We start from the raw sequence: 21,939 nt of genomic DNA on the forward strand, positions 1-21,939 counted from the left end.
GGGCCATGTCCCGCACGACTGTCATGCTTACCGGTGGCAAGGGGATGCTCGGCAGGACCCTTTGCCGTGAACTGGAAGGGTTCGAGGTCATCCCCACGGACCTTCCCGGGACGGATATCCTGCAGGAAGACGCTTTTGCCCGCCAGCTGGACAGGACGGCGCCGGATGTGGTCATCCACTGTGCGGCCATGACCGCCGTGGACAGATGCGAGGCGGAACCGGATCTGGCCTATCGCCTCAATGCCCTGGGATCAGCCAATGTGGCGGCCGCGTGTGCCCGGCGCGGCATACGGCTCGTGGCCCTGTCCACGGACTATGTCTTTTCCGGTACGGGGCAAAGACCGTACCATGAATTCGATGTGCCGGATGGGGGCATCAATGTCTACGGGCAGAGCAAATGGGCGGGCGAACAGGCGGTCCGCACCCATTGCCCGGATCATGTCATCGCCCGCATCTCCTGGCTGTACGGCCCCGGCGGGCCCAGCTTCGTGCATACCATGCTGCGCCTGGCCCGGCAGGGGCACGAGGTGCTCCGGGTCGTGGACGACCAGCGCGGCAACCCCACCAGCACCCGTGCGGTCGCGGCGGCCCTGCGGCACATACTGCTTCGCCCCGGTCTGGTGGGCACGTTCCATCTGACCTGCGAGGGCGAGACCACCTGGTATGGCTTTGCCCGCGAGATCTTTCGCCTTGCCGGCATGGCACAGCGCGTGGAGCCCTGTACCTCGGCGGAATATGCCACGCCGGCCCGGCGTCCGGCGAATTCCTGTCTGGAAAAACGCATGCTGCGCCTGCTCGGCCTGCCGCCCATGCCCCGCTGGCAGGAAAGTCTGGCGGACTTCATGCGAGCACAGGCGCGTGAGCTGGGCCTTCCCGCGGCGCCCGTGCCCGATGCCGGCCGGTGATGGCCGGTGCTCCGCGCAGCGGCCGTCATGGTTTCCTGGAACGAAAGCCGGAGGGATATCCTCCGGCTTTTTTGCTGTGGCCGGACAGGGAGGATGCCTTTTTCCGCATCGGTATGCCCGGCACACCCTATGTCCCGATGGCCTGCACCGGGGGCGGGGCCCCGTGGCGCCTGGCGGCCCGGACGTGCCCGGAGCCGCCTGCCCGTGCGTTTAGTCGCGCCGGGGCTGCCGGATCATGCTGCGGCAAGACGGCCGCCGGGCACCCCGTCTGGCCGGCCGCCTTCCTTAGCGCCATAGATCGAAAGATTCCTTGAGGAGGAAACATGAAAAAGATCCTTGCTTTCCTGGCCGTGGCCCTGCTGGCCATGCCGCTGGCGGCTTCTGCGTGGACCCCCGACGGCGATGTGACCGTCATCGTGGCTTACAAGGCCGGTTCCGGCACGGATACGGGGGCGCGCCTGCTGGCGTCCCAGGCCGAGAAATATGTGGGCAAGACCCTCATCATCAACAACCTGCCCGGCGGGGACGGCAAGATCGGCTGGACCGAGCTGGTCAACGCCAAGCCCGACGGCCGGACCATCGGCTTCATCAACCTGCCCACCTTCACCACCCTGGCCGTGCAGCCCGGTTCCACCTTTGCCGTCAGCGATGTGGTGCCCGTCTGCAACCAGCTGAGCGAGACCGGCGTGGTGGTCGTGCGCGCCGACAGCCCCTGGAAGAGCCTCAAGGAGCTGGTGGATGCCTGCAAGGCCAAGGGCAACCTGCGCTGCTCCACCAACGGGGTGGAAGCGTCCAACCATACCGCTGCCCAGCTGCTGGCCACTTCCGCTGGCTTCAACTACAAGGCCATCCCCTACGGCGGCACCGCCGACCAGCTGCTGGCCCTGCGCCAGGGCGAAGTGCACTTCTCCTGCGCCAAGGTGGCCGACGTGGCCGCCCTGTGCAGCGGTGACAAGCCCGAGCTGCGCATCCTGGGCGTGTTCAACACCGCCCGCCTGCCGGAGTATCCCGATGTGCCCACTCTGGGCGAACTGGGCTACTACAAGGAATGGTACGGTTCCGCCCGCGCGCTGGTGCTGCCCAAGGGCACCCCGCAGGAGATCGTGGACTTCTATGTGGAAGCCTTCCGCAAGACCATGCAGGACCCCGCCTGCATCGAGGCCCACAACAAGGCCGGCATGAGCCTTGACTTCAAGGACAACAAGCAGCTGGCCGAGCTCATCGCCGCGCAGGAGATCTTCTGCCGCGACGTGGTCTCCAAGCTGTACAAGAAGTAATTTCCGACATGTCCAGGCGGGGAAGGGCGACCTTTCCCGCCGTTTTGATTCAGGCGGTCCGCATGAAACGATCCGATATCGGCGTGACGGCACTGGTGTATGCCTTCACGCTCTTTTTTCTGTACATGACCCTGGAGCTGCCGCCGGACGCGCAGACCTATCCCCTCTGCCTCATCACCGGCCTGCTGGTCCTCAACACCTGCTATCTGGGCCGCTGCCTGTGGCAGCTGCGCCGCCGGACGGGCATCCGCAATGACCTGCCCGAGCTGTTCGCGGGTTTCCAGTGGGGGCAGTTCGCCTTCATCTGCCTGGGCTGCGTGGTCTACATGCTGCTCATGCATGTGGCGGGCTTTTATGTGGCCAGCATCTGCTATCTTGTGGGCACGCTGGCCTTTTTGCGTGTCCCGCGCTGGCATATCGTGCTGACGGTCGTTGTCATGGCCGCGCTCATCTACGCGGTGTTCACGCTTTTCCTCAAGGTCCCGCTGCCTGTGGGCCTGCTGTTCAAGTAAGGGGATCGTCATGACGGATACTCTGGCTCTCATGGCTGCGGGCTTCCTGCATGCCATCACGCCCATCAATCTGCTGGCCATGCTGGCGTCCACCATCGTGGGCATCACCATCGGCTGCCTGCCCGGCCTTTCCGCCGCCATGGGCGTGGCGCTGCTGCTGCCCGTCACCTTCGGCATGGATCCGGCCACGGGCCTGATCGTGCTGGGCGGCATCTACTGCGGCGCCATCTTCGGCGGCTCCATCAGCGCCATCCTCATCCATACGCCCGGTACGCCCGCCTCGGCGGCCACCGCCATCGAAGGCTATCAGCTCACCCTGCGCGGCAAGGCGGCCAAGGCCCTGTTCACGGCCTGCTTCGCCTCCTTCTGCGGCGGTCTTTTGAGCTGCATCTCGCTGTACTTCTTCTCCCCGCTGCTGGCGCAGCTGGCCATGAAGTTCAAGAGCCCGGAATATTTCTGGCTCTCGCTCTTCGGCCTGACCATCATCGCGGGCGTGTCGTCCAAGTCCATCCTCAAGGGCCTCATCTCCGGCGGCATCGGCCTGCTCATCTCCACCATCGGCATGGACCCCATGGAAGGGGTGCCGCGTTTCATGTTCGGGCAGACCACCCTGTACAACGGCGTCAACACCACCTGCGCCCTCATCGGCCTGTTCTCCATGTCGCAGGTGCTCATCCTGGCGGAAAAGCGCATCGTCCAGCGGCCCAGGGCCTCGGCCATGACCGACCGCTTCGGCCTGAGCAGGGCGGAATACAGGCGCATCACCCCCACCATCATCCGCTCGTGGCTCATCGGCAACATCGTGGGCATCCTGCCCGGTGCAGGGGCCTCCATCGCCTGCTTCATGGGCTACAATGAGGCCCGCCGCTTCTCCAAACACAAGGAGGAGTTCGGCAAGGGCTCCATCGAGGGCGTGGCGGGCTCCGAGGCCGCCAACAATGCCGTGACCGGCGGCTCGCTCATCCCCACCCTGACCCTGGGCATCCCCGGTGAATCCGTGACCGCCGTGCTCATGGGCGGCCTCATCATCCACGGCCTGCAGCCCGGGCCGGAGCTGTTCACCACCTATGCCGGCATGACCTATACCTTCTTTGCCGGTTTCGTGCTGGTGCAGTTCTTCATGCTGGGCGTGGGCATGCTGGGCTGCAAGGGCTTTGCCCAGATCTCCCGCCTGTCCGACGCCATCCTCATCCCGTCCATCTTCCTGCTGTGCGTGGTCGGTTCCTACGCCATCCACAACAACGTGGTGGAGGTGGTCATCATGCTCATCTTCGGTGTCATCGGCTATCTGGCGCGCAAGTTCGATTTCAATGCCGCCGCCATCGTGCTGGGCCTGATCCTCGGTCCCATCGGCGAACGCGGCCTGCGCCGCTCGCTGCTCATCAGTGACGGGGACCCGTCCATCCTCTTCTCCACGTCCCTGTGCTGGATCCTGATTGCCCTGTGCGTGCTGGGCGTGCTGTCGCCCCTGCTCATGGAACGCATGGAGCGTCGCATGCGGGAAAGCGCCGAGAGCTAGCTGCCAGATCACGTTCGACGGCCATGACCGCACGGCCCGGGCGTTTTCGGACGGTCCCGGCATGGAACGGTCTGCGGACAAGGGCGGCGGATACTCCTGACCGGGAGCGTCCGCCGCCCTTTTTGCGCTGCGGCAGCGGGGAAACGATGCCCGGATACGGGAAAAGACGGCCGCAAGGGACCGCTTTCCCCTGCAGACGGGCCTGCTGTGAAAAGGGGTCAGGCCCGGCCCAGAGCAAGGAACCCGTCCCTGCTATGGGGCAGGACCTCGGGCAGGGCGGCAATGAGGCGGCTGACGGGCGTGGACGGATCGGGCCGGCAGTGGGCGGCCAGCAGGCGGGCCAGACGCGCGGCTGCCAGGGCGGCCGTGGCGGTGGGCAGACCGGCGCACAGCAGACCGGTGACGAGGCCGGTCACGATGTCGCCGGTGCCGCCGATGCATTCCATGGCCGGGACCGAGGGGCTGTCCACCACGGCGTAGAGGCGGCCTTCGTGGATGATGTGGTCGGCCTTGCCCTTGATGATCAGATTGGCCGGGCAGTTGCCGTGCGCCTGTGCCCGGGCCAGCAGCACGGGGATGTTCTGCTCCTCGGCCAGCAGGAAGCCGCGCGTATAGAAGGGGTGGGGCGCCTTTTCATCCGCCAGGAAGGCCAGCTCGCCCACGTCCGGGGTGAACAGTTCGTAGGCGTCGGCATAGCCGCTCATCTTGGCCACATACATGAAACCCGCATCGGCCACCATCAGGGGAGCGTTCTCCAGCTCCCGGACAGCCAGCAGCAGGCGGTTGTGCCAGTCCACATCGGGAAAGAGATAATGGAAGGTCAGGCCGCGCGGGGCCAGGCCGGGCAGGGCCTTTTCCAGCCAGGCGTAGAGCTGGCGGCTGCCGGAACCGGAGCCGGTATCCCCGGCCAGCAGCAGGGCGGGGGGCGGACAGCCCAGGGCTGCACAGGTCTGCAGGGCCGTGGCGGCCAGGGCCGCGGTGCCCCGTTCCACAGGCACGGCACGGCCGTCGGGCAGGTGCAGGCCCGCTTCCGACAGGCTGGCGGCCCGCGGGGCAGCGCTTTCCCGCTCCGGCGCCAGCAGGGCAAAATCAGGATCGGGGATGGTTCCGGCTATGATCCACATGCGAGCTGTCTCCGTATCTCCTCAAAGGCTTTTTGCAGGCTGTAGCAGCACAGGGTCTGCCCCAGGCTCAGCGGTTCGGGGGCCGTATCCAGGGTTTTGCCGCACAGGCAGTGGGCCAGCCAGGGCACGTCCGGGCAGCCGCCGCCGGAGATGTTGACGATGCGCCGGTCACGGCAGTCCACCGTGATCTTCATGTTGGCCGCGCGTACCATGAGCCAGTGCTCCAGGCGGCTGGTCTGGAACAGGGACACGGGCTCCAGCAGCACGTCATGGGCGCTGACCACCTGTTCCGGCTCCAGCCCGGCCGCTTTCAGCCCGGCCAGCACCGCGGCCTGCCGGATGAGCGGAAAGACCACCACCATGTCACAGCCGGTGCGCATCTGCGGGGGCGGGCCCTTGACCTCCACGTCGAAGCCCTGCTGCCGCAGCAGGCGTTCGGCCCGGATTACGTCGCCCGTATGGGAAAAGGCCAGCAGCCCCCGGTCGGAAAGGGCGCGGGGGCCTGCCTCGGGGGTGGTCTCTTTTTTGAACAGGCCGCCCAGACGACGGCCGAGAGAGGAAAAAAGGGAATGCTTCGGGGTCATGGGTTTCCTGAAAAGGGGCGGCCGGAGCCGCCCCTGCATGGATATTGTCAGGCCTGACGGCTGATCTCCAGCCGCCAGATGCCGTTCTCTTCATTTTCCGCCACGCTGAAGCCGCTGTTGCGGGCTGCGCGGGTCACGTTCTCGCGGCTGGCGTCATTGTCCACCAGCACGGAAAAGGGGCCTTCGGGCTGCTTTTTGGCAGCGGTCAGGAACATCAGGACGGGCTGGGGGCAGGAGAGCCCGCAGGTGTCGATCAGGGTCGCCATTACGCACCTCGCTTGCAATTGAAGAAACCGATGAGCAGGCAGACGGCCAGGCCGCCCAGGGCCCCCAGCATGCCGTGGGGGCCGATGCCCGCCGTGCTGGACGCCATGCCGAAGTTATGGGCGCAGGCCGCGCCCACGATGAGGCCGACCACGAACACGGCCGCGTCGTTGTCGCCTTCACCGGCCATGAAGAGCTGGCGGCCGGGGCAGCCGCCGGCCAGGGCAAAGGCCAGTCCGGCCGTCACCATGCCCAGGAAGTTCCACAGGCCGTCGGTATGGGCCACGGGCTGGCCCTCGAAGCCGGGATGGAAGCCGCCGATGGCCAGATTGGCCACCAGCGCGGCGGCCAGCATGGCCAGGAAGCCCAGGGCCAGATGCCACTGGTTGAACAGCAGGACGTCACGCACGGCGCCCATGGTGCAGAAGCGGCTGCGCTGGGCCAGAAAACCCACCAGCAGGCCGGCGCCGAGCGAGAGCAGGAAGGGGGCGTGCATGGAGCCGGGGCCCTTGAGGGAGTAGAAGAGGACGCCGCTCTGGGCCTGTCCTGCCACGGGCGGGTTGAACAGATAGACGGCGACCAGGGCGAGCATGATGCCGGGCAGGATCAGGCCGGAGGCCTTGCTCTGGCTCTGGCTGCGGCCCAGGGAGAAACCCATGCGGAAGAAGACCGTGCCCAGACCGATGCCGACCACCAGGCCGGCCAGACCGAACAGGGCATTGGCGTCGCCGCCGGCCAGGCGCATGATGACGCGCCAGGGGCAGCCCAGGAAGACCAGGGCACCGATGGCCGCGATGACGCCCAGCAGGAAGCGGACGGCCGGGGCGGAGCCGCCGCGGGCGCGGTATTCGCCGAAGCAGAGGGCGGCGGCCAGGGAGCCCAGCACCATGCCCATGATCTCGGGGCGCAGGTACTGGACGATGGGCGCGCGGTGCAAGCCCACGGCCCCCGCGATGTCGCGGTTGAAGCAGACCACGCAGATGCCCATGTTGCCGGGGTTGCCGGAGAACTGCAAAAAGACGGCTATCAGGCCCAGGAGAAGGCCCGTGACCACGATGCCCGTGGTGGACGAGAAGAAATTGAAGCTGTTTTTCATGCGACCCCCCAGAGACGGGATGCGGCAAAAGTTGAAAGATGCGCGCAGGTCCGTGACGGACCTAGGGGATGGGGGACCGGGATATGGCGAAGGTCAAGGAATCAGGACATGCCGTCGGCGCGACCACCCCGCTGCGCTCCACACCGTGAAGCCGGTGGCGCTGCGTCAGGTATGGTGCATGGGCATGGCCGTTTCTCCTTGGGTCAGACAGGTCGGGATGGATAAGAGCAGCCTAGGAAAAGAACAGGGACGGGTCAAGTGCTTTCGGGAAAAAAGGGGACAGGCGGGCAGGGCGGGAGCGGGGCCGGCATGAAAAAAGGGGCATCCGGCGGATGCCCCTGAAGGTCAGTTTTTGGCGGTCAGCAGGACTTCGTCCCGTCCGTCCCGTTCTTCCAGCAGCACGTCCACCTGCTCCTGCGGGCGGGTGTCCACGCTGCGGCCGATGTAGTCGGCCTGGATGGGCAGTTCGCGGTGGCCGCGGTCCACGAGCACCAGCAGCTCCACCTTGCGGGGGCGGCCGTAATCCAGCAGGGCTTCCAGGGCGGCGCGGATGGTACGGCCGCTGAACAGCACATCATCTATAAGGATGATCTCCGCGTTGTCCACGGGGGCGGTGATGCGCGACTGGCCGATGTGGGGCTTGCCCTCCAGGCTCGTCCAGTCGTCACGGTACAGGTTGATGTCCAGCGTGCCCAGGGGCAGGGGGCGCTGCAGCTTTTGCTGCATCAGGGCGCCCAGGCGGCGGGCCAGGTCGGCGCCGCGGCGTTCGATGCCCACCAGCATGACGCGCTCGCACTGCCCGTGCCGGTCCAGCACTTCGCAGGCAAGACGTTCCAGAATACGGGTCATTTCCTCTTTGTCCAGCAGCAATGTCGTGGGCATAATTCCTCCAGAAGTGATGTCTTTCCATACGCCTTTTTACCGGCGGAGAAAAGCCCCGCGAGCGATTGACAATCTTTGGGGCTGACCTTACATGTTACGGGCAACACTGGAGGTAGTGCCATGCTCACGTTGACCGATGCCGCCCGGAAGGAACTGGAAGGTTTTTTTGCCGACAGGGAAAAAGCGACCGTCCGCATCTACCTTGCCCCCGGCGGCTGCTCCGGCCCGCGCCTTGCCTTGGCGCTGGACGAAGCCGGTGAGAACGATACCCGGATCGAACAGGGCGGTTTTGCCTTCTGCATCAACAATGAACTTTTGCAGCAGGTGAAAAGCGTCAGTATCGATGCCAACTACCTTGGCTTTCTGGTGACCCCCGAGGTGCCCCTGCCTTCGTCGGGCGGCAGTGCCTGCGGCGGCTGCTGCGGCGGCTGCGGCAGTCATCAGTAGCCTCTGAGGGAAGGCGCTGTCCTTCCCGTGTCATCCCTGCTCTGACGATACCTGTCACCTCCTGCGCCAACAGCTGCCGCACCGGCGTCGGGCGCTGCCCCGAAACAGCGCCTCTTCCCCTGCGGGATTACGGGAAGGCCGGGACGCGGCATCGTCAAGGAGAAGGAATGATCGTTTTGTCCGAGAATGCCCGCAAGGAGCTGGAAGCCTATTTTGCGGACAAGGAACGCCAGACCATCCGTGTGTATCTCGCTCCCGGCGGCTGCTCCGGCCCCCGGCTCGTCCTGGCTCTGGACGAACCCGGTGACGAGGACGCCCGGTTCGAACAGGACGGCTTCGCGTTCTGCATCAACAACGAATTGCTGCAACAGGTGAAGGGCATCAGCATAGACTTGAGCTATCTGGGCTTCACCGTGACCCCCGAAGTGCCCCTGCCTTCGTCGGGCGGCAGTTCCTGCGGCGGTTGCTGCGGCAGCTGCGGCAGTCATCAGTAGTCCCTGACCGGTGGGGCCGGCTGTCACGGCCCGGCCGGTTTTGTCATAACAGAAGGTCCCGTCTTCTGTTTCCATCAACTGCCGTTACCGGCGGAGAGGGTCGGGTGCCCCCGGGCACCGGTCCCGTTTCCTGACGGGCAGGATGTTCCGCGGATACGGCCCAGAGAGGAATAGGAATGATCACTCTGTCTGAAAACGCTCGTAAAGAGCTGGAAGCCTACTTCGCGGACAAGGAACGCCAGTCCATCCGCGTGTTTCTTGCCCCCGGCGGCTGAAGCGGCCCGCGTCTCGCCCTGGCTCTGGATGAGCCTAACGCACAGGACAGCACCGAGGAAGTTGACGGTTTCACCTTCTGCATGGCCACCGAACTGGTGGCGCAGATCAAGGGCGTCGCGATTGATATGACCTACATGGGATTCACCGTGGATCCCGAGGTGCCGCTGGCCTCTTCCGGCAGCAGCTGCGGCAGTTGCGGCAGCAGCTGCGGCAGTCACTAGGCGGATCGTGATCCGTCGGCTGTCCGTGCGGGGAAATGTTCCCACTCCGCCCGGGATGCGCGTGCACGCATCCCCCCGGGTAGCTTGAAGCATGGCCCCCGACAGCATAGATGAAAGATCCCGCAAGGCGGCCTTCGGGCCGCCTTTTTTGAACCCACTCCCAGGATTCGGCGTCGTTGGTGGCGTCGTTTTTGCTTTTTCCGGCGGACAGTCATGGCAGATATCCTTTCCCTGCTTTCAGGGCCGGCCGAGGCCCGACACTGGCAGCGCAGCGGCATGGCGTCCTGTTGCCGTCTTGCCTGCGCCGCGCTGGCCCGGGGACGCAGCAGCGTCATCCTGGTGCGCGACCGTGAGGAGTACACGGCGGCGCGCGCACTGCTGACCCTTTTCTCCCCCTCGCTTTCCCTGGCGGACATGGCCCCTGATGTCCCCGCCTGGCAACTGCCCTTTGCCGCGCTCCCCGCCGGCCTTCTGCTGCGCCGTGACCGGGATTCCTGGGCACGACGGCTGGCGGCCCTGTACAGCCTTGCCCAGGGCGGGCCCCGCTGCCTCATCCTGAGCACGGAAGCGCTGCTGCTGCGCCATGTGCCGCGCGACTTTTTTGCCGGGCATACGCTCGACCTGGCACGGGGCAGCGACTACCCCCCGGAACTGATCCTCGATCAGGCCGTGGAATGGGGCTACGAGCGTGTCCCCCTGGTCACCCGGCCGGGGCAGATGGCCCGGCGCGGCGACATCTTCGACATCTTCCCGGCCGGCTATCCGCGTCCTGTACGCATGGAATTTTTCGGCGACACGCTGGAAGAGCTGCGCCTGTTCGATGCCGAGAGCCAGCGCTCCCTGCAGGGCCTGGGCGAGATGACCCTGCTGCCGGCCCTGCCTTTCGTGCTGGACGCGCAGGGCCTGGCCGCGGCCCGCGGACGCATGGATGCCCTGTTCGCCGGGGCGCGCATCAGCGAGAACGACTGCTATACCTTCAAGAAGACCCTGGATGCCGGCGGTCTGGGCCTGCTGCCGGGCGTGGTGCACGAAAAGGCCAGCACCATAGCCGACTGGCTGCCGGAGGATCCGCTCTGGTTCCTGCCCGGACAGGCTGACTGTGACGCCGCCCTTCACGGGACGGCCATGCAGCTGCGCGACCAGCTGGAAGAGGACGATGCGCCCTTGCCGCAGCCGTCCGCCCTGTGCCTGTGCGGCAGCCTGCAGGAGCTGCCCTGGGCAGGGGCCCGCCATTTCTATCTGGAGCCTCTGGTCATGGGCGTGGATGCCACGGGTGACGACGTGCAGGAGCGCCCGCTCCATGCCTTCACGGATCTTTTCCCCATTCCCGGGGCGGCCGACCGGCCGTGGCAGCATCTGGCTGCCGGTCTGAAGGAATGGCAGAACCGGCGCCGCCAGGTGGTGCTGAGCTTTTCCTCGCAGCGCAGCCGGGCCAAATTCCTCAAGCTGGCCGAGCAGGAAGGCATCACGCCTGCCTTGCGCTATGCGCCGGAGCAGCGCGGACTGTTCGCCCTGGTCTCCCCCTGGCGTTCCGGTGCGGAGCTGGTCTGGGATGATGTGCTCGTGCTGGGCGAGGACATCCTCTATCCGCGTGCGGAAAAAAAGGCCCGTGTCTCCTCGCGTGCCTTCAAGGGGCTGGACAGCTTCGACGACCTCAAGGCCGGGGATCTGCTCGTCCACCGGGATTACGGCATCGGCCGTTTCGCCGGTCTGCACCACCTGGTGCAGGGAGGACAGGGCAATGACTTCCTGCTGGTGGAGTACTCCGGGCAGGACAGGCTCTATGTGCCGGTGGACCGTCTGGGGCTCATCCAGCGTTTCAAGGGCGGCGAGGGCGCGGAACCGCCACTGGACCGCCTGGGCGGCGCCAGCTGGAGTTCCGGCAAGGAAAAGGTCCGCAAGGCCATCGAAAAGATCGCGGCCGATCTGGTGGAGATGTACGCCTACCGCAAGGTGGCCAAGGGGTTCCGCTACGATCCGCCGGGCGAGCTGTACCATGAATTCGAAGCGACCTTCGGCTTTGAGGAGACCCCGGACCAGGCACGGGCCATCGAGGACGTGCTGGCCGACATGGACAAGCCCGAGCCCATGGACCGCCTGGTCTGCGGCGACGTGGGCTTCGGCAAGACCGAAGTGGCCCTGCGGGCGGCTTTCCGTGCGGCCAGCGAGGGACGCCAGGTGGCCCTGCTGTGCCCCACCACGGTGCTGGCCGAGCAGCATTACCAGACCTTCCGGGCCCGTCTGGCCGGTTTTCCTGTCACGGTGGGCCTGCTGAGCCGCTTCGTGCCCCGCGCCCGGCAAAAGGAAGTCCTCAAGGCAGCGGCCGAGGGGCAGATCGACATCCTGCTGGGCACGCACCGCCTGCTGTCGTCGGATGTCTCCCTGCCCAATCTTTCCCTGCTCATCCTGGATGAGGAGCAGCGCTTCGGCGTGCGGCACAAGGAAAAGCTCAAGGCCCTGAAAAAGAATGTGGACGTGCTGACCCTGACGGCCACGCCCATCCCGCGCACCCTGCAGCTCTCCATGTCCGGCATCCGCGACCTTTCCGTCATCGAGACCGCCCCGCAGGACCGCAAGCCTGTGGCCACGGCCGTGCTGCGGCGTGACGACGCCACCCTGCGCACGGTCCTGGAACGCGAGCTGGCCCGGGAAGGCCAGGTCTTCTGGGTCTACAACCGGGTGCAGGGCCTGGAGCGCGTGGCCGAGTATGTGCGCAAGCTGGTGCCCGCCGCCCGGGTGGGCATGGCGCACGGCCAGATGTCGGAAAGCGAGCTGGAAAGCAACATGCACAAGTTCTGGCACGGCGAGCTGGATGTGCTGGTCTGTACGGCCATCGTCGAGTCGGGGCTGGATTTTCCCCGTGCCAATACCCTGGTGGTGGATCAGGCCCAGCTGTTCGGCCTTGGCCAGCTCTATCAGCTGCGGGGCCGGGTGGGCCGCAGCGACCGTCAGGCCTACGCCTTCTTCGTGGTGCCCGATACCGAACACCTGAGCGAGGTGGCCGGGGAGCGGCTGCGCATCATCATGGACATGGACTACCTGGGCGCCGGTTTCCAGGTGGCCATGGAAGACTTGCGCCTGCGCGGCGCGGGCAACATCCTGGGCGAGGTGCAGTCCGGCCATATGGGCCGGGTGGGGCTCGACCTGTACCTGGAGATGCTGGAAGAGGCCGTGGCCCGCCTCAAGGGCACGCCCGTCACCCAGGATGTGGAGACGGAGCTCAATCTCGGCCTGCCTGCCCACATCCCCCAGTCCTACATCGAGGACGGCCGGGAGCGCCTGCGCTGCTACAAGGCGCTCACGTCGGCCACCAGCGGTGCGGCCCGTGAGGAAGTGGCCCTTTCCATGCGCGACCGTTTCGGCAGTTTCCCGCAGGAGCTGGCCAATTTCATCGCCGTGCTCGATTTCAAGCAATTCCTGAGCCGGCTGCAGGTCCGGCGTGCGGACATCTATCTGGATCATGTCCGGCTGGTGTGGGGCGACGGGCAGACCGCCGTGCAGCCGGAGCGCATCCTGCAGCTGGTGGCTTCCATGAAGGGGGCCCGGATGCTGCCCCCGGCGGCGCTCATGCTGCCCCTGCCGCCGGACAAGGATTTTGCCCAGGGGCTGCGGGGGCTGCGCCAGGCCCTGGAAGGCATCCGCGTACCGGAGGCCCAGGGCGGCCCGGCCTAGGCCGCGGCGATTGCCAAAGCGGGAAATATTGGCTATTTTCGGCTGCTACTACAGCCTATGCGCATAACGGGAGAATTTGCCTTGAAAAAATCTGCCCTTCTGATCCTGATGGCATGGCTCTGCCTGGCCTGCACGGCCCAGGCTGCCCAGCTCAACAAAATTGCCGCGGTGGTCAACGGCCAGGTCATCACCATGTTCGACCTGCAGAAGGCCGCGCTGCCCGAACTGGGGCGTGCCCGTCTCAATCCCAATGACCCCAAGCAGGCCGACAAGGTCAATGTGGTCTTCCGCAAGGTGCTGGATTCCATGATCATGGACATCCTGCTGGAACAGGAGGCCAAGCGTCTGAGCATCACGGCCTCCGACAGCGAGATCGACCAGGAACTGACCAAGATGATGAAGATGCGCCGCCTGAACCGCGCCCAGTTCGAAGCCGAACTGAAAAAGCAGGGCATGAGCGTGGATGAGCTGCGCAAGACCCTGAAGACCAACATGCTGCGCCAGCGCGTCATGGGGGCCGAAGTGGGCCGCCGCGTGGTGGTGACCGATGACGAGATCCGCGCCTACTACGAAAAGCACAAGGACACCCTGTATGACCGCAACGGCCTGCATATGGGCCTGATCGTCTACAATCCCAATGTCAATGCCAGGAGCATCGCGGCGCAGATCGCTTCAGGGTCCCTCTCGTTCGAAGAGGCCGCCCGCAAGTATTCCATCGCCCCCAATCGCGAGAAGGGCGGCGACATGGGCCCGGTGGAATGGGGACGCCTCAATCCCGAGTGGGAGGGCCGCCTGAACAAGATGAAGCCCGGCGATGTGACCGAGATCTTCACCGTGCAGGGGCACAAGGCCCAGGTGCATCTGTTCCGTCCCGGGCAGACCGGCCCCGGCCGTCCCATGACCTTCGAGGAAGCCCGGCCCGTCATCGACAACATCCTGCGCCAGCCCAAGGCCATGGAACGCTTTGACGAGTATTCCCAGCAGCTGCGCAACAGGGCCGTCATCGATATCCGTCTGTAGGACACAGGCTTCCGGCCGGAACCAGACGGGGAGACCCGGCCGGCAGATACCCGCTTTCCCCGTATCGAGGTTTGCATGACTTTTGAAGAACTGGGCGCGGCGCTGTGCGCGGAACGCGAACGCCGCGGCCTGAGCCTTGATGATGTGGCCGCGCACCTGAAGATCAGCACGCGGCTCATCCAGGCCCTGGAGAGCGGGGATCTTTCCGCCTTGCCCCATCCCGCCTATACCAAGGGCTTTTTGCGGGCCTATGCCGCGTATATGGCGCTGGATTCCGAGGGCGTGGCCGAAGTGCTGCATGCCTTGCATCCCGCGGCGGTGACGGAATGCACCGTCATGGGGGGCGACGAGGGCCTGCGCGGCAATCCCGCCATTTTGCGTCATGGCGCCCGGCATGGCATCGCCGGCTGGCTGCGCGTCTTCATCCTGCTCATCCTGCTGGTGGCGCTGGCCGGTGGCGGCTGGATGCTGTGGCAGCGGGGCGTGTTCAAGGACCTGACCGGCGGCAAGGAACAAAGCCTGCCGACCGCGGAGCCCGCGGCCGTGGCCCCGGTGCCTGAACCGGTGGCCCCGGCGCCTTCCGCCGCGACACCTGCGGCACCGGCAGCCTCCGCTCCGGCCGCCGGACAGGCCGTCCCTGCCCCCCGGGGAGCTGGCGGCGCGGCGGCTCCTGCGGGGAGCGCCGCTCCCGTCGTGCCCGCTCCCGCGCAACCCGAGCGCAGTGCCGCGCCCGTGTATACGGGCATGATGGATACCCGGCCCGCGGAACTGACCTGGGGCCAGACGGCCAATGCCGCCACGGTCCAGGATGCGGCGGCCCAGGATCCGTCCCTGCCTGCGGGCATGCACCGTGTGGTGGTGACAGGCACCGGCGAGTGCTGGATGCGGGCCACGGTGGATGGCGAAGTGCGCCAGTTCTCGGTGCACAAGGGCGACATCATCACCCTGGAGTTCAGCAAGGCCCTGGAAGTCAAGCTGGGCAACGCCGGCGGCGTTCAGGTCTCGTATGACGGGACGGAGCTGCCCGCCCCCGGTCAGGCCGGTCAGGTGAAGACCCTGGTCTTCCCGCCCGCCGCCAACTGATGGAATGGACCGACCAGGCCCTCGTGCTGCGCATGGGGGCCTTTCGCGAGTCGGACCTCTGGCTCAGGCTGCTGTGCCGTGAACATGGCCTGCTGACGCTGTTCGCCTTTGGCGGCAGCCGCAGCAGGCGACGCTTTTGCGGCTGCCTGGATGTGCTGAACAGCCTGCAGTGCCGTGTGCGCTCTTCAAAGGACGGCCGTTTCCTCAACCTTGAGGAAGCCGCCCTGCTGCAGGGACCGCGCCTGCTGCGCCGCAACTGGCGGCGCATGGGGCTGGCGGCCAACTGCCTGCGCTTTGTGGAAGCCATGGGCGTGGGGGAGGACGCCGCGGAGGAGGCCTTCCTGCTGGTGGAGGATCTGCGCGCGGTCCTGGAGGCGGAAAAGGCCCCGCCCGTGCTTTTGCCCCTGTATTTCCGCCTGCGTCTGGCCGGGGCCCTGGGCTTTGCCCCCAACCTGGGCCAGTGCGGCCGGTGCGGCCGGTCCATCGGCGGTGATGCGCTCTTCGTGGTCGATGAAGGCCAGCTGCGCTGCTCGTCCTGCCGCAGCAGCCGTTTCGAGCTGGAGCGTTATGGTGTGGAGGTCCCCGCGCAGGGGCTTGACCTTCTGCGCCATGTACAGCAAAGTTTCCCGTCCGGGTGGCCGGACGGCGAGCTGCCGCCACCTGTGCGGCGGGCCTGCGCCCGGGCCATCGACGGCTTTGTCCAGTATCATCTGGGGCTGGCCTGGGAGGGGAACTATTTTCGCCGGGTTTGAGTCTGCCCGTCCTGCCTGCGGGACAAAAGACGGAAAAGGGGACGCGTCGGACTGGCGGCGCCGGAGCTGACGCGAGCGTCGCGTCGTGCCGAAATGTGTTAAAAAAGGACTGCACATGTATTTTCAGGATGTCATCCTTACCCTGCAACGCTACTGGGCGGAGCAGGGCTGTGTCGTGGAACAGCCTTCAGGCGTGGAGTGCGGGGCGGGGACGTTCAACCCCAACACCTTCCTGCGCGTGCTGGGCCCCGAACCCTGGAGCGTGGCCTATGTGGAACCCAGCCGTCGTCCCACTGACGGCCGCTACGGGGAAAATCCCAACCGCCTGCAGCGCTATTTCCAGTTCCAGGTCATCATGAAGCCTTCCCCTGCCAATGTGCAGGAACTGTACCTGGAAAGCCTGAACGCCCTGGGCATCGATCCTGCCCGGCACGATATACGCTTTGTGGAAGATGACTGGGAATCGCCCACCCTGGGCGCCTGGGGCCTGGGCTGGGAAGTGTGGCTCAACGGCATGGAGGTGAGCCAGTTCACCTACTTCCAGCAGGTGGGCGGCATCGACCTGCATCCCGTCAGCGTGGAACTGACCTATGGTCTGGAACGTCTGACCATGTACCTGCAGGGCGTGGAATCCGTCTATGACCTGAAGTGGAACAAGAACGTGACCTACGGCCACATCTATCACCAGAACGAAGTGGAGCAGTCCAAGCACAATTTCGAGGTCAGCAACCCCGAGATGCTGCTGCGCCATTTCAACGATTTTGAGGGCCAGTGCAAGGCCATGCTGGAGCAGAACCTGCCCTGGCCCGCCTACGACTACTGCCTCAAGTGTTCCCACACCTTCAACCTGCTGGATGCGCGCGGCGCCATCTCCATCACGGAGCGTGCCGGATATATCGGCCGTGTGCGCGCTCTGGCTGCAGGCGTGGCCAAACTGTATGTGGCCCAGCGTGAAGAGCTGGGGTATCCGATGCTCAACACCGAGGCGAGGTAAGGCATGGCGACCTTTGTGCTTGAAATTGGCAGCGAAGAACTGCCTGCCCGTTTTTTGGCCGGCGAAGAAGCCGAACTGGCCGCCCGTTTCACCGCGGCCCTGCAGGAAGCCAGTGTGGAACACGGCGCCCTGCGTACCATGAGCACGCCGCGTCGTGCCATCGTCATCATCGAGGACGTGAACCCCGTGCAGCAGGAGCGCGAGGAAGAAGTGGCCGGCCCGCCGGTGCGTGTGGCCTTTGCCGCTGACGGCACGCCCACCAAAGCCCTGGAAGGCTTTGCCCGCACCAACGGCGTGAGCGTGGACGATGTGTACCGCATCACCACCGAAAAGGGCGAATATGTGGCCGTGCGCAAGCGCATCGGCGGCGCTGCCGTGGCGGACCTGCTGGCCGGGATCTGCCCCGCCGTCATCACCTCCCTGCCGTTCGGCAAGCGTATGCGCTGGGGCAGCAATACCCTGGCCTATGCCCGCCCGCTGCGCTGGATCGTGGCCCTGCTGGATGATGCCGTGGTGCCCTTCACCGTGGGGCCCGTGGCTTCCGGTCGCGAGACCATGGGCCACCGCATCCACGGTCATGGCCCCTTCAGCGTGGCCCATGCCGACGACCTGCTGGCCGTCCTGGAGGAAAAGGGCGGCCTGACGCCCGATGCCGCCGACCGCCGCAAGATCATCGTGGAAGGCGGGGACGCCCAGGCTGCCGCCATCGGCGGCAAGGTGCTGTGGCGTGACGGCCTGCTGGACGAGGTGCAGGGCCTGACCGAGCATCCCGTGCCCCTGCTGGCCGACTTTGATCCGTCCTATCTGGAAGTCCCCCGCGAAGTGCTGCTCACCAGCATGGAAAGCCATCAGAAAAGCTTCGGTATCGAGGCCGCCGACGGCAGCCTCATGCCGCACTTCCTGACCGTGCTCAACATCTCCCCCGAGGACATGAGCCTGGTCAAGCACGGCTGGGAACGCGTGCTGCGTGCCCGCCTGGAAGATGCCCGCTTCTTCTGGCATGCCGACCTGCGCGACAATTTCGACCACTGGCTGGAAAAGCTGGATCACGTCATCTTCATCGGCCGTCTGGGCACCATGGGCGAGAAGACCCGCCGTCTGGAGGCCCTGTGCCGCTGGCTGGCCGGCAACGTGGCCCGGGGCCAGGTGAGCGCCGAAGACGCCGCCCGCGCCGGGCGTCTGTCCAAGGCCGACCTGGTGACCGGCATGGTGGGCGAATTCGACACCCTGCAGGGCATCATGGGCGGCATCTACGCCGGGCGCAAGGGCGAGAGCCCGGTGGTGGCCCAGGCCCTGCGCGAACAGTATCTGCCCGCCGGTCCCGACAGCCCCGTGCCCGCCAGCCTGTGCGGTGCCCTGCTGTCCATGGCCGACAAGGCCGACACCCTGGTGGGCTGCTTCGGCCTGGGCATGATCCCCACCGGCGCCGCCGACCCCAATGCCCTGCGTCGCTGTGCGCTGGGCATCATCCGCATCGCCCTGGAGTTCGACCTGCACTTCGACATCCGTCAGCTGTTCGCCCGTGCACACGAGCTCTATGGTGACCGCCCGTGGAAGCTGGCGCCGCAGGAAGCCTTGGACAAGCTGCTGGACTTCTTTGCGGGCCGTGTGCGCAATTACTGGCAGAACCGTGGCGAAGACAGCCTGCTGGTGGATGCCGCCCTGGGCGCCGGTGTGGCTGATGTCTGCCAGTGCGGGGCCCGTCTGGCCGCCCTTGCCCGGTTCAGCAGGGAAGCCGGCTATGCCGAGGCCGTGCAGACCTTCAAGCGTGTGGCCAACATCGTCCGCAAGCAGGGCGCGGCTGAACAGCTTGCCGCTGCCTGGCAGGCTGACCTGCTGCAGGAAGATGCCGAAAAGGCCCTGGCCGCCACGCTGGATGATCTGCTGCCGCGTCTGGACAGCCTGTGGGAGGCCGGCGACCATGCCGCCGCCCTCGAGACGCTGCTGGAAGTCCGTCCCGTGGTGGATGCCTTCTTCGACGGCGTCATGGTCATGTGCGATGATGCGGCGCTGCGCGCCAACCGCCTGGCCATGCTCAATGCCCTGGGCACCCGGTTTGCTCGGCTGGCGGATTTTGCCGCCCTGCAGATCTAAAATGTGGCAAGGGGCACCGCCCCTTGCATGAAAATGCGCCAATATGGCCGCAGAGCTTGACAGATACGCCATGCTCTGCTAAGAATCCGTCTTCACACGAAGGCACTATACCTGCATTGCAGGCCAAAATATCGGAGGAATACCGTGGCTAACCATAAGTCTGCCATCAAGCGTCATAAGCAGAGCCTGAAACACGCCGCCCGCAACCGCGCTGCCCGTACCCGCGTGAAGAACGCCGTCAAGGCTGTGCGCGCCGCCATCACCGGCAACGACAAGGAACAGGCCAGCAGCGCTCTGACTGTTGCCGCTTCCGTGCTGGCCAAGGCTGCCGGCAAGGGCGCCATGCACTGGAAGAAGGCCGCCCGCAAGCTGTCCCGCCTGTCCCGCGCCGTCAACGCCATCGACGCCCAGTAGCACGGCTGCACCGGTCGCCGTTATTTGTCCTTGACGGGCACGGCCGGGTAACGTAATATTTCAAACATGCGCTCGTAGCTCAGCTGGATAGAGCAACAGGCTACGAACCTGTAGGCCAGGAGTTCGAATCTCTTCGGGCGCACCACCACAAAGACAAGCGGTCGGCTGTTATGGTCGGCCGCTTTTTTGCATTGCTCCTGTTGCGGATCTTTGGCATGGCCGGCATCCGTCGGGACCTGTCCGTGCTGCCGCGCCGTCCACGGGACAGCGGGCTCCTTGCGCATGTCCTGCGGGTCCGCGCCGGGTGGCAGGAGGGCCGCGGGCCCCGGCAGGCATCGGTGCCGCTCACCGGCCTGCGGCGCCGGATGCCGCCCCCAGAGGACCGTGGAAAAGGGCCAGCATGCCCGCAGACAACCGGAAAGGGAAGGATTTGCCCATGAAACGACACCATGAGACGCCGCTGACGGATCCTGACGCCCCCGACCGGGAAGGGACTGTTCCCTGTGCTGCGCCCGTGCCGCCGCCGCACCGGCAGCGCGTGCGCGAAACGGACAGCGGTCTGCGTCTGCTGTTCGATCTTTCCCAGGTCATCGACCATTCCCGGGACATCGGCCACAGCCTGGAGGCGGCGCTCTCCCTGATGGCGAAACATCTGCACATGATGCGGGGCATGATCACCCTCGTGTCCCCCCATACCGGCGAGATACGCATCGAGGTGGCGCACGGTCTGAATCCAGCCGAACAGCGGCGGGGCCACTATGCCCTGGGCGAGGGCGTCACGGGGCGCGTCATCCAGAGCGGCCAGCCCATGGTCGTGTCCAATGTCTCGGCCAGTCCCATCTTTTTGAACCGCACCCGCTCCCGTGACCTGCAGAAAGATACCATCGCCTTCATCTGTGTGCCCATCAAATTCGAGGACGAGGTCCTGGGCGCCCTTTCCGTGGACCGGGTCTTCGCGGATGCCGTGACGCTGGAAGAGGATGAACACATCCTGACCATCATCGCATCCATGATCGCGCATGTGGCCAGGGCGCGGCAGAACGTCATGGACGAGCGCGTGGCGGCCATCGAAGAGAACATGCGCCTGCGCAACGCCCTGTCCGCACCGCTGCGTCCGCATGGTTTTGTCGGCAATTCCGATGCCATGCGCCTTGTTTACGAACAGATCTCACAGGTGGCGCCTTCCACCACGACGGTGCTGCTGTACGGTGAGAGCGGTACGGGCAAGGAGCTGGCCGCCCATGCCATCCATTCCGCCGGCAAGCGGAACAAGGGCCCGTTCATTTCGCTGAACTGTGCGGCCCTGCCGGAAAATCTCATCGAAAGCGAATTGTTCGGCCATGAGAAAGGGGCCTTCACCGGTGCTTCGGGCATGCGCAAGGGGCGGTTCGAACTGGCGGACGGCGGGACGCTCTTTCTTGATGAGGTCGGGGAACTTTCCCTCCTGACGCAGGCCAAGCTGCTCCGCGTCCTGCAGGAGCGCTGCTTCGAGCGTCTGGGCGGGACAGAGAGCCTCACCGTGGACGTGCGCATCATCACGGCCACCAACCGGGATCTGTCCCGCATGGTGGAGGAGGGCACCTTCCGCCGCGACCTGTATTACCGCCTGAACGTTTTTCCCATCCACATGCCGCCCCTGCGCGAGCGGCAGAACGACATCCAGCCGCTGGCCGCCTACTTTGCGGACAAATATGCTGCGGCCAACGGGCGCACAGGCATCCGCATCTCGCTGGCCGTCATGGACATGCTGCAGCGCTATGCCTGGCCCGGCAACATCCGCGAGCTGGAAAACGTCATGGAGCGGGCGGTGCTCCTGGTCGGCCCGGAGGGCCTGATCCTGCCCCAGCACCTGCCGCGTGAACTGCACAGCACGCACTGTCCGTTCGGGGCGGCCGCGCACAAGGCGGCAGCGGATCCCCATGCCGCGCCGGGCAGCCTTCAGGATCGCCTCGACGAGCTGGAACGGGCCTGCATCACGGATGCCCTTGCCCGACACAAAGGACATGTGGGCCATGCGGCCCAGGCCCTGGGGCTCACGGAGCGTGTCATGGCCCTGCGCATGAAGAAGCACGGCATCAGTTACAAGGAATTCCGCCAGCATTGATGCGGGGATCTTCTCTGGCAGGATGCGGCCGCACAACATGGCTGATGGCCGCAGATCCCTTGACGGAACGGCATAAAAAAGGCCCGCTGGAAAAAACTCCGGCGGGCCTTATGCATAGGAGCGCTTCGTGCCTTCCCCGCGCTCCGGTATGCTTGAGCGGAAAATGCCGGGCGTTGTGCCTGCCCGTGGAAAAAATGACCGCTGG

20 protein-coding genes and 1 tRNA gene are annotated in these 21,939 nt (G+C 65.8%); 16 read left to right on the forward strand and 5 right to left on the reverse strand.

From position 1 onward, the window contains the following. Window positions 1–5: 5 nt before the first annotated feature. The 4 genes from rfbD to DESPIGER_RS01680 all read left to right on the forward strand — a co-directional run bounded on the left by rfbD (window position 6) and on the right by DESPIGER_RS01680 (window position 4,213). Window positions 6–905 (forward strand): dTDP-4-dehydrorhamnose reductase, encoded by a 900-nt coding sequence (gene rfbD / locus DESPIGER_RS01665; RefSeq protein WP_072332220.1) that lies wholly within the window; start codon window positions 6–8, stop codon window positions 903–905. A 323-nt stretch (window positions 906–1,228) separates the two neighbouring features. Then, on the forward strand, window positions 1,229–2,182 hold the full coding sequence (locus DESPIGER_RS01670; RefSeq protein WP_072332222.1) for a tripartite tricarboxylate transporter substrate binding protein: 954 nt from the start codon (window positions 1,229–1,231) through the stop codon (window positions 2,180–2,182). A gap of 62 nt (window positions 2,183–2,244) precedes the next feature. Continuing rightward, entirely contained in the window at window positions 2,245–2,694 is a 450-nt protein-coding gene (locus DESPIGER_RS01675) for a tripartite tricarboxylate transporter TctB family protein (RefSeq protein WP_072332225.1), read from the forward strand. A 10-nt stretch (window positions 2,695–2,704) separates the two neighbouring features. After that, on the forward strand, window positions 2,705–4,213 hold the full coding sequence (locus tag DESPIGER_RS01680; RefSeq protein WP_072332228.1) for a tripartite tricarboxylate transporter permease: 1,509 nt from the start codon (window positions 2,705–2,707) through the stop codon (window positions 4,211–4,213). A 218-nt stretch (window positions 4,214–4,431) separates the two neighbouring features. Here the strand turns inward: DESPIGER_RS01680 and DESPIGER_RS01685 are convergent, their stop codons facing one another. From DESPIGER_RS01685 to pyrR, 5 genes are all read right to left on the reverse strand, one after another. Further along, on the reverse strand, window positions 4,432–5,337 hold the full coding sequence (locus DESPIGER_RS01685) for an NAD(P)H-hydrate dehydratase (protein ID WP_072332231.1): 906 nt from the start codon (window positions 5,335–5,337) through the stop codon (window positions 4,432–4,434). Further along, window positions 5,325–5,921: a DUF3343 domain-containing protein gene (locus tag DESPIGER_RS01690; protein WP_156831601.1), complete on the reverse strand. Its 597-nt coding sequence runs from the start codon at window positions 5,919–5,921 to the stop codon at window positions 5,325–5,327. The genes DESPIGER_RS01685 and DESPIGER_RS01690 overlap by 13 nt, the downstream gene beginning before the upstream one ends. Window positions 5,922–5,968: 47 nt before the next feature. Beyond that, window positions 5,969–6,187, reverse strand: a complete 219-nt coding sequence (locus DESPIGER_RS01695; RefSeq protein ID WP_072332234.1) for a sulfurtransferase TusA family protein — start codon at window positions 6,185–6,187, stop codon at window positions 5,969–5,971. Then, window positions 6,187–7,281 carry a YedE family putative selenium transporter gene (gene yedE, locus DESPIGER_RS01700; RefSeq protein ID WP_072332237.1) on the reverse strand — a complete coding sequence of 365 codons (1,095 nt, stop codon included), beginning with the start codon at window positions 7,279–7,281 and terminating at the stop codon, window positions 6,187–6,189. Before yedE ends, DESPIGER_RS01695 begins: the two co-directional genes overlap by 1 nt. A 345-nt stretch (window positions 7,282–7,626) precedes the next feature. Continuing rightward, the gene (gene pyrR, locus DESPIGER_RS01705; protein ID WP_072332240.1) at window positions 7,627–8,163 is read right to left on the reverse strand and encodes a bifunctional pyr operon transcriptional regulator/uracil phosphoribosyltransferase PyrR; all 537 of its coding nucleotides are present in this window, start codon (window positions 8,161–8,163) and stop codon (window positions 7,627–7,629) included. 120 nt (window positions 8,164–8,283) lie between these two features. On the opposite strand from pyrR, the gene DESPIGER_RS01710 reads away from it, so the two are divergent. The 12 genes from DESPIGER_RS01710 (at window position 8,284) to DESPIGER_RS01765 (ending at window position 21,734) form a co-directional block, all read left to right on the forward strand. After that, on the forward strand, window positions 8,284–8,610 hold the full coding sequence (locus DESPIGER_RS01710) for an IscA/HesB family protein (protein WP_072332243.1): 327 nt from the start codon (window positions 8,284–8,286) through the stop codon (window positions 8,608–8,610). A 167-nt stretch (window positions 8,611–8,777) separates the two neighbouring features. Beyond that, window positions 8,778–9,104 carry an IscA/HesB family protein gene (locus DESPIGER_RS01715; RefSeq protein ID WP_072332246.1) on the forward strand — a complete coding sequence of 109 codons (327 nt, stop codon included), beginning with the start codon at window positions 8,778–8,780 and terminating at the stop codon, window positions 9,102–9,104. Window positions 9,105–9,280: 176 nt separating this feature from the next. Next, window positions 9,281–9,601, forward strand: coding sequence for an IscA/HesB family protein (locus DESPIGER_RS01720; RefSeq protein WP_083575245.1), 321 nt, complete (start codon window positions 9,281–9,283; stop codon window positions 9,599–9,601). A 213-nt stretch (window positions 9,602–9,814) separates the two neighbouring features. After that, entirely contained in the window at window positions 9,815–13,273 is a 3,459-nt protein-coding gene (mfd, locus tag DESPIGER_RS01725) for a transcription-repair coupling factor (protein WP_072332249.1), read from the forward strand. A gap of 108 nt (window positions 13,274–13,381) precedes the next feature. Next, window positions 13,382–14,293: a SurA N-terminal domain-containing protein gene (locus DESPIGER_RS01730; RefSeq protein ID WP_231927603.1), complete on the forward strand. Its 912-nt coding sequence runs from the start codon at window positions 13,382–13,384 to the stop codon at window positions 14,291–14,293. A gap of 75 nt (window positions 14,294–14,368) precedes the next feature. Next, window positions 14,369–15,376, forward strand: coding sequence for a helix-turn-helix domain-containing protein (locus DESPIGER_RS01735; protein WP_072332255.1), 1,008 nt, complete (start codon window positions 14,369–14,371; stop codon window positions 15,374–15,376). Beyond that, window positions 15,376–16,128, forward strand: coding sequence for a DNA repair protein RecO (gene recO / locus DESPIGER_RS01740; protein WP_072332258.1), 753 nt, complete (start codon window positions 15,376–15,378; stop codon window positions 16,126–16,128). The genes DESPIGER_RS01735 and recO overlap by 1 nt, the downstream gene beginning before the upstream one ends. Window positions 16,129–16,243: 115 nt before the next feature. Beyond that, window positions 16,244–17,122 carry a glycine--tRNA ligase subunit alpha gene (gene glyQ, locus DESPIGER_RS01745; protein WP_072332261.1) on the forward strand — a complete coding sequence of 293 codons (879 nt, stop codon included), beginning with the start codon at window positions 16,244–16,246 and terminating at the stop codon, window positions 17,120–17,122. A 3-nt stretch (window positions 17,123–17,125) separates the two neighbouring features. Next, on the forward strand, window positions 17,126–19,216 hold the full coding sequence (glyS, locus tag DESPIGER_RS01750) for a glycine--tRNA ligase subunit beta (protein ID WP_072332264.1): 2,091 nt from the start codon (window positions 17,126–17,128) through the stop codon (window positions 19,214–19,216). A 144-nt stretch (window positions 19,217–19,360) separates the two neighbouring features. After that, window positions 19,361–19,630 (forward strand): 30S ribosomal protein S20, encoded by a 270-nt coding sequence (gene rpsT, locus DESPIGER_RS01755; protein WP_006004646.1) that lies wholly within the window; start codon window positions 19,361–19,363, stop codon window positions 19,628–19,630. A 68-nt stretch (window positions 19,631–19,698) separates the two neighbouring features. Continuing rightward, window positions 19,699–19,775: transfer RNA gene (locus tag DESPIGER_RS01760), tRNA-Arg, on the forward strand. Window positions 19,776–20,066: 291 nt separating this feature from the next. Then, on the forward strand, window positions 20,067–21,734 hold the full coding sequence (locus DESPIGER_RS01765; protein ID WP_231927604.1) for a sigma-54 interaction domain-containing protein: 1,668 nt from the start codon (window positions 20,067–20,069) through the stop codon (window positions 21,732–21,734). Window positions 21,735–21,939: the final 205 nt, after the last annotated feature.

The organism is Desulfovibrio piger (genome assembly GCF_900116045.1).
GTDB lineage: Bacteria > Desulfobacterota > Desulfovibrionia > Desulfovibrionales > Desulfovibrionaceae > Desulfovibrio > Desulfovibrio piger_A.